Source organism: Streptomyces pseudogriseolus (assembly GCA_002154585.1).
Lineage (GTDB): Bacteria > Actinomycetota > Actinomycetes > Streptomycetales > Streptomycetaceae > Streptomyces > Streptomyces pseudogriseolus.
Map to the genome: position 1 here is coordinate 1 of MUNG01000262.1, position 8,149 is coordinate 8,149.

Genomic DNA, 8,149 nt, shown 5'->3' on the forward strand with positions numbered 1-8,149 from the left:
CGCCGCGCTCAGCCGCGCCGCCCTGGCCTCCCTGCGCCTCCTCGCCGCCGACCCCGCAGCGCCCCGCCGCCGGGTCGTGGTCGCGGTCGACGTGGCCGACGGCGCGGCCTCCGCCGAACCCGGCCTGGGCCCGGACCCGGCCTCGCTGGGCGAGGTGCGCCTTGCCGGGCCCGTCCGGCTGGCGAAGGCGGCCGCGGTGCACGTGGACGCCGAGGACGCCGAGGAGGACGTGGCGGCCGCCGCGCGTGCGCTGGACGCGGCGGCCAAGGGCGACGACGACGCGCAGTTCGTCGTGGACGGCGCCGAGGACCACGAGCTGCTGTGGTTCGCGACGCAGGAGATCCCGCAGCTGATCGCCTGACCCGCCCGGGTAGGTTCTTCGCATGGGGACGCACACGGACGCGCACATCGTCTGGGACTGGAACGGCACGCTGTTCCACGACGTCGACGCGGTCATCGGGGCGACGAACGCGGCCTTCGCCGAACTGGGCCTCGCGCCCATCACGCTGGAGCGGTACCGGGAGCTGTACTGCGTGCCGGTGCCGCGGTTCTACGAGCGGCTGATGGGCCGGCTGCCCACCCAGGCCGAGTGGGAGGTCATGGACGCCGTCTTCCACCGCCACTACACCGAGCACCGGGTGGGCTGCGGTCTCGCCGACGGCGTGGAGGACCTGCTGAAGGCGTGGGTGGCGGCGGGCCGCAGCCAGTCGATCCTCAGCATGTACGGGCACGAGGACCTGGTCCCGCTGGTCGCGGACTTCGGGATCTCCTCGCACTTCATACGCGTCGACGGGCGCACCGGCCCCTCCGGCGGCAGCAAGGCGGAGCACATGGTGCGCCACCTCGACGCGCTGCGCGACACGGTGGACCCCCGGCGCACGGTGGTCATCGGGGACGCCGCCGACGACGCGCTGGCCGCGCTCCACGCGGGCGCGCACGCCGTGCTCTGGACCGGCGGCTCGCACGGCAGGGCGAGCCTGGAGGCGGCCGGGGTTCCGGTGGTCGACAGTCTGGGCGAGGCCGTGGCCGAGGCGGAGCGTCTCGCGGTCTCCGGCCGCCCCTGAAGGGCTCCGCGCACTGTGCGAAACGTCAAAGTTCGCCCCCCGGTTTTGTACACATACGGCTCATGACGGGGCCCCTCCGAAGAGCGATAGCCTAGGTGGCGTGATCAGCGCGATAGCTCGCGGGGACCGTGGCGTCCCCGCTGTGCGCCCGGCGTGCACGGAGGACATCCGTGACCGGGTGGCGACCGCTGATCCTCGCGGGCGGCACGGGACGCGGCGCACCCCAGGGGGGCAGGCGTCACGGAGAGCCACGTCACACCCGTCGGACGCATCGGATTCCGCCGAGAAGCCCCCGCTCCTCCCACCTTGCGGCATACCGTCGGCACAGACCGGACACCCCGTGTCGTACCGCCGCACCACAGGGTCGGAGACCGTACTTCCTTCTACGTCACGCAACGGCGCGCGACAGGAGCCAGAGGACCATGCAGACCAAGCTGGACGAAGCCAAGGCCGAGCTGCTCGATCGGGCCGCCCGGGTAGCTGAGAACAGCCCGGCCGGGGGGAAACTGCCGACTGGGACCGCGGAGGGGGACACGCCCGACCGGGATGCCGTCCTCACGTTCCTCCAGCGCTACTACCTGCACACCGCCCCGGAAGACCTCACCGACCGCGACCCGGTCGACCTCTTCGGGGCCGCCGTCTCGCACCGCCGCCTCGCCGAGAACCGCCCCCAGGGCACGGCGAACGTCCGGGTGCACACCCCGACCGTCGAGGAGAACGGCTGGACCTGCACCCACTCCGTCGTCGAGGTCGTCACGGACGACATGCCCTTCCTCGTCGACTCCGTCACCAACGAGCTGACCCGTCAGGGCCGCGGCATCCACGTCGTGATCCACCCGCAGTTCGTGGTCCGCCGGGACGTGACCGGCAAGCTGATCGAGGTCCTCTCCGACACCGTCGGCGGCGACCTCCCGCAGGACGTCCGCGACCTGCCGCACGACGCGCACGTCGAGTCCTGGATCCATGTGGAGATCGACCGCGAGACCGACCGCGGCGACCTCAAGCAGATCACCGCCGACCTGCTGCGCATCCTCTCCGACGTCCGCGAGGCCGTCGAGGACTGGGGCAAGATGCGCCAGGCGGCCACCGCGCTGGCCGACGCGCTGCCCGACGAGCCCGTCCCCGCCGACCTGCCCCGGCTCCAGGCCGAGGAGGCCCGTGAGCTGCTGCACTGGCTCGCCGACGACCACTTCACCTTCCTCGGCTACCGCGAGTACCAGCTGCGCGAGGACGACTCGCTGGCCGCCGTGCCCGGCACCGGCCTCGGCATCCTGCGCTCCGACCCGCACCACGCGACCGACGAGGACCACCCGGTCAGCCCGTCCTTCGAGCGGCTGCCCGCCGACGCCCGCGCCAAGGCCCGCGAGCACAAGCTGCTCATCCTCACCAAGGCCAACAGCCGCGCCACCGTGCACCGGCCGTCGTACCTGGACTACATCGGCGTGAAGAAGTTCGACGCCGACGGCAACGTGGTCGGCGAGCGGCGCTTCCTCGGACTGTTCTCCTCCGCCGCCTACACCGAGTCCGTGCGCCGGGTCCCGGTGATCCGCCGCAAGGTCGAGGACGTCCTGGAGCGGGCCGGCTTCTCGCCGCACAGCCACGACGGGCGCGACCTGCTCCAGATCCTGGAGACCTACCCGCGCGACGAGCTGTTCCAGACCCCGCCCGAGGAACTGAAGTCCATCGCCACCTCGGTGCTCTACCTCCAGGAGCGCCGCCGGCTGCGGCTGTACCTGCGCCAGGACGAGTACGGGCGCTACTACTCCGCCCTCGTCTACCTGCCGCGCGACCGCTACACCACCGCCGTGCGGCTGCGGATCATCGACATCCTCAAGGAGGAGCTCGGCGGCGTCAGCGTCGACTTCACCGCCTGGAACACCGAGTCGGTCCTCTCCCGGCTGCACTTCGTCGTCCGCGTCCCGCAGGGCACCGAGCTGCGCCCCCTGTCCGACAGCGACAAGGAGCGCATCGAGTCCCGGCTGGCCGAGGCCGCCCGCTCCTGGTCCGACGGCTTCTCCGAGGCGCTGACCACCGAGTTCGGCGAGGAGCGCGCCGCCGAGCTGCTGCGCCGCTACGCGGACGCCTTCCCCGAGGGCTACAAGGCCGACCACTCCCCGCGCAGCGCCGTCGCCGACCTGGTGCGCCTGGAGGAGCTGACCGAGCAGCGCGACTTCGCGCTCAGCCTGTACGAGCCCGTGGGCGCCGCCCCCGACGAGCGCCGCTTCAAGATCTACCGCACCGGCGAGGCCGTCTCCCTGTCCGCGGTGCTGCCCGTGCTCCAGCGCCTCGGCGTCGAGGTCGTCGACGAGCGGCCGTACGAGCTGCGGTGCGACGACCGCAGCGTGGCCTACATCTACGACTTCGGGCTGCGCATGCCGCAGGCGCCCGGCGGTGGGGTGGACTACCTCGGCGACGACGCCCGCGAGCGCTTCCAGGAGGCCTTCGCGGCGACCTGGACCGGCAAGGCGGAGAACGACGGCTTCAACGCCCTCGTGCTGAGCGCCGGGCTCACCTGGCGTCAGGCGATGGTGCTGCGGGCGTACGCCAAGTACCTGCGCCAGGCCGGGTCCACCTTCAGCCAGGACTACATGGAGGACACCCTCCGCCACAACGTCCACACCACCCGGCTGCTGGTCTCGCTGTTCGAGGCGCGGATGTCGCCGGACCGGCAGCGCGCCGGGTACGAGCTGGTGGACGCCCTGCTCGAGGAGCTCGACGCCGCCCTCGACCAGGTCGCCAGCCTCGACGAGGACCGCATCCTGCGCTCCTTCCTCACCGTCATCAAGGCGACCCTGCGCACCAACTTCTTCCAGGAGACGAGCGGCGGCGAGCCGCACGACTACGTCTCCATGAAGTTCGACCCGACGGCCATCCCGGATCTCCCGGCGCCGCGCCCGGCGTTCGAGATCTGGGTGTACTCGCCGCGCGTCGAGGGCGTGCACCTGCGCTTCGGCAAGGTCGCGCGCGGCGGTCTGCGCTGGTCCGACCGGCGTGAGGACTTCCGCACCGAGATCCTCGGCCTGGTCAAGGCGCAGATGGTGAAGAACACCGTCATCGTGCCGGTCGGCGCCAAGGGCGGGTTCGTCGCCAAGCAGCTGCCCGACCCGGCCGCCGACCGCGACGCGTGGCTGGCCGAGGGCATCGCCTCCTACCGGACGTTCATCTCCGCGCTGCTGGACATCACCGACAACATGGTGGGCGGCGAGGTCGTGCCGCCGGCGGACGTCGTCCGGCACGACGAGGACGACACCTACCTGGTCGTCGCCGCCGACAAGGGCACCGCGACCTTCTCCGACATCGCCAACGAGGTCGCCGAGAGCTACAACTTCTGGCTCGGGGACGCCTTCGCCTCCGGCGGCTCGGCCGGCTACGACCACAAGGGCATGGGCATCACCGCCCGCGGCGCCTGGGAGTCCGTGAAGCGGCACTTCCGGGAGCTGGGCGTGGACACCCAGACCCAGGACTTCACGGTCGTCGGCATCGGCGACATGTCCGGCGACGTGTTCGGCAACGGCATGCTGCTCAGCGAGCACATCCGCCTGGTCGCCGCCTTCGACCACCGGCACATCTTCATCGACCCGAACCCGGACGCGGCCACCGGCTACGCCGAGCGCCGCCGCCTGTTCGAGCTGCCGCGCAGCTCCTGGGCCGACTACGACACGGCGCTGCTGTCGGCGGGCGGCGGGGTCTTCCCGCGCACCGCCAAGTCCGTGCCGGTCAACGCGCACATCCGCGAGGCCCTCGGCATCGAGTCCGGCGTCACCAAGATGACCCCGGCCGACCTGATGAAGGCCATCCTCACGGCGCCGGTCGACCTGCTGTGGAACGGCGGCATCGGCACGTACGTCAAGGCGTCCACCGAGACCGACGCGGACGTCGGCGACAAGAGCAACGACGCGATCCGCGTCGACGGCAAGGACCTGCGCGTCGCCGTCGTCGGCGAGGGCGGCAACCTGGGCCTGACCCAGCTCGGCCGGATCGAGTTCGCGCTGCACGGCGGCCGGATCAACACCGACGCCATCGACAACAGCGCGGGCGTGGACACCTCGGACCACGAGGTGAACATCAAGATCCTGCTGAACGGCCTGGTCAAGGAAGGCGACATGACGGTGAAGCAGCGCAACAAGCTGCTCGCCGAGATGACCGACGAGGTCGGCCGGCTGGTGCTGCGCAACAACTACGCGCAGAACACCGCCATCGCCAACGCGCTCGCCCAGTCCAAGGACATGATCCACGCGCAGCAGCGCTTCCTGAAGCACCTGGTGCGCGAGGGCCATCTGGACCGGGCCCTGGAGTTCCTGCCAACCGACCGGCAGATCCGCGAGCGGCTCGCCTCCGGGCAGGGCCTGACCGGGCCGGAGACGGCCGTGCTGCTGGCGTACACGAAGATCACCGTCGCGGACGAGCTGTTGCACACCTCGCTGCCGGACGACCCGTACCTGAAGGGTCTACTGCACGCGTACTTCCCGACCGCGCTGCGCGAGCAGTTCGGGGAGTTCATCGACAGCCACCCGCTGCGCCGTGAGATCACCACGACCGTGCTGGTCAACGACACGGTCAACACCGGCGGCACCACGTATCTGCACCGGATGCGCGAGGAGACCGGGGCGTCGCTGGAGGAGATCGTCCGGGCGCAGACCGCGGCCCGCGCGATCTTCCGCTCCTCGGTGGTGTGGGACGGCGTGGAGGCGCTCGACACCAAGGTCGACGCGGCCACCCAGACCCGGATCCGGCTGCACTCCCGCCGCCTGGTGGAGCGCGGCACGCGCTGGCTGCTGAACAACCGGCCGCAGCCGCTCCAGCTCGAGGAGACGGTGTCGTTCTTCGCCGAGCGGGTGGAGCAGGTCTGGGCGCAGCTGCCGAAGCTGCTGCGCGGCGAGGACCTGGGGTGGTACCAGAAGATCTACGACGAGCTCAGCGGCGCCGGGGTCCCGGACGAGCTGGCCACCCGGGTCGCCGGCTTCTCCTCCGCCTTCCCGACGCTCGACATCGTGTCCGTGGCCGACCGGACCGGCAAGGAGCCGCTGGAGGTCGCCGAGGTGTACTACGACCTCGCCGACCGGCTGCGGATCACTCAGCTGATGGACCGGATCATCGAGCTGCCGCGCGCGGACCGCTGGCAGTCCATGGCCCGCGCGGCGATCCGCGAGGACCTGTACGCGGCGCACGCGGCGGTCACCGCGGACGTGCTGGCGGAGGGCAACGGCTCGTCGACGCCCGAGCAGCGCTTCGCGCTGTGGGAGAAGAAGAACGCGGCGCTGCTGGGCCGGGCCCGCACCACGCTGGAGGAGATCCACACCTCCGACGAGTTCGACCTGGCGAACCTGTCGGTCGCGATGCGGACGATGCGCACGCTGCTGAGGTCGCACTCGTAGGGTTTCTCGAGGGGTGCCCGGGAGCGTGACGGTCCCGGGCGCCCCTCGCGCGTGTGTGGTGCCTTGGGCGGGAATCCGCTGCGAACCCGTGGGAGGGGCGCCGCGACGGGATAGGGCTCAGACGTGACTGTCCGATTCCCGTCGTCCGGGGAGGCGGGGAAGGCCGGGGAGGCCGGCGCCCGCCGCTCCCCGCTCCGCCCGGCCGCCGTCGGCCGGGCCCTGGCCACCGGCGTCACCGGACTCGTCCTGCTCCTGCTGGTCCTGGTCGTCGTCCGGCTGCCGTGGATGGGCGACCTCGGCATCCACGCGGCGACCGTGCAGCGGCTGCGGCACTCCCCGCTCGCCCCGGGCAACCCGCTGGTCGACGCGAACACCCCGAGCCCGTACTACTCGCCGTGGACGCTGGTGCTCGGCGGGGTGGCCCGGGTGACAGGGCTGGACGTGTTCGTGGTGCTCCGCCTGGCCGCCGTGGCCGGACTGGCGCTGCTGGTCACCGGGGTGTGGCGGTACGTGCGGACGCTGAGCGCGCACCCGGCCGCGCCCGCGCTCGCGCTGCTGTCCCTGCTGTTCCTGTGGGGCACCGAGCCGCTGCTGTGGAGCGGCTTCCCCGGGCTGCACTCGCTCGCCCTGACGGCGGCGTACCCGAGCACCTTCACCCTGGGGCTCGCCTTCCACTTCTGGGCCTGGCTGAGCGGGGCGCTGCGCCGGCCGGCCGGGTGGGGGGTGTGGCTGGGGCTCGGTGTGCTGTGGGCGGTGGTCCTGCTCTGCCACCAGTTCTCCGGGGTGGTCGCCACGGCCGGCGCCGCCGCCACGGTGGTCGCCGCGCGTCCCGGCCGCGCGGTGTGGCCCCGGCTCGGCGCCGCGCTGCTGCTGGGCGTGGCGGTGCTGGGGGCGTGGCCGTACTACGACTTCTTCGCGCTGGCGGACGCGGGCGGCCGGCTGGAAGCGGTGCACCGGGTGCTGTACGACCACCCGGCGGCGCGGTACGGGCTGGCGCTGCTCGGTGTGGCCGCGCTGGTGCCGCGCTGGCGGCGCGACCACCGGGACCCGCTGGTGGTCTTCTGCGCCCTGGGCGTGCTGATCGTCGCCGCGGGACGGCTCACCGGACATCACTCCTGGGCGCGGGCCCTTCCGGCGGCGCTGATCCCGGCGCAGCTCGCTGCGGCGCTCGCGGTCGTGGAGGCGGGGGCGCGGCGGGTGCGCGCGGTGTGGGCGGCGCTGCTCGCCGGGGCGCTGCTGGCCGGCGCCTGGGCGCAGGCGGGCGCACTCGGCTACGTGGTGCCGGCCGACGCGCTGCCGGGCCCGGTGGCGGACAGGTACCGGCGGCCGTGGCCCGGGTACGGGTGGATCACCCGCTGGGTGCGGTACGGCGACGTCGTCATGGCCGAGGGCCGGATCGCCCGCCAGGTCCCCGCCTACGGCCCCTACACGGTCGCCCCCGGCTACCCCGACTTCTTCCTCCCCGACGAGCAGCGCCGCACGGCCGCGACGGAGGCGTACTTCGCCGAGGACACGTCCGCGGGGGAGCGGCGGCGCATCGAGCGGGAGTACGAGGTGCGGTGGGTACTGGACCGCCGCGGCGCCCTGGCCGACCCGGCCCTGCGGGAGGTTGCGCGGGGGGCGCGGGGGGAGGTGCTGTACGCGGTGCGGTGAGGGCGGCAGGCGCTGTGGGCCGGCGCGCGGCGCCCATAAGGGGCGCGGGGAACTGCG

At 72.7% G+C, this 8,149-nt stretch carries 4 protein-coding genes; all 4 read left to right on the forward strand.

Going from position 1 to position 8,149, the window contains the following annotated elements; all coding sequences use genetic code 11:
* A partial coding sequence (locus tag CCN29_RS22425) for a DUF6912 family protein (RefSeq protein ID WP_086684031.1) occupies nucleotides 1-361 on the forward strand: 361 nt, incomplete at its 5' end.
* A 22-nt stretch (nucleotides 362-383) separates the two neighbouring features.
* Nucleotides 384-1,064: an HAD family hydrolase gene (locus CCN29_RS22430; RefSeq protein WP_031019548.1), complete on the forward strand. Its 681-nt coding sequence runs from the start codon at nucleotides 384-386 to the stop codon at nucleotides 1,062-1,064.
* A 422-nt stretch (nucleotides 1,065-1,486) separates the two neighbouring features.
* Nucleotides 1,487-6,439 carry an NAD-glutamate dehydrogenase gene (locus tag CCN29_RS22435; protein WP_086684034.1) on the forward strand — a complete coding sequence of 1,651 codons (4,953 nt, stop codon included), beginning with the start codon at nucleotides 1,487-1,489 and terminating at the stop codon, nucleotides 6,437-6,439.
* A 123-nt stretch (nucleotides 6,440-6,562) separates the two neighbouring features.
* Nucleotides 6,563-8,092, forward strand: coding sequence for a hypothetical protein (locus CCN29_RS22440; protein WP_086684037.1), 1,530 nt, complete (start codon nucleotides 6,563-6,565; stop codon nucleotides 8,090-8,092).
* Nucleotides 8,093-8,149: the final 57 nt, after the last annotated feature.

Excerpts from the sequence above, each read along its gene's own strand:
- CCN29_RS22435 (WP_086684034.1), top strand. The coding sequence starts at position 1,487 with ATGCAGACCAAGCTGGACGAAGCCAAGGCCGAGCTGCTCGATCGGGCC.
- CCN29_RS22430 (WP_031019548.1), top strand. The coding sequence starts at position 384 with ATGGGGACGCACACGGACGCGCACATCGTCTGGGACTGGAACGGCACG.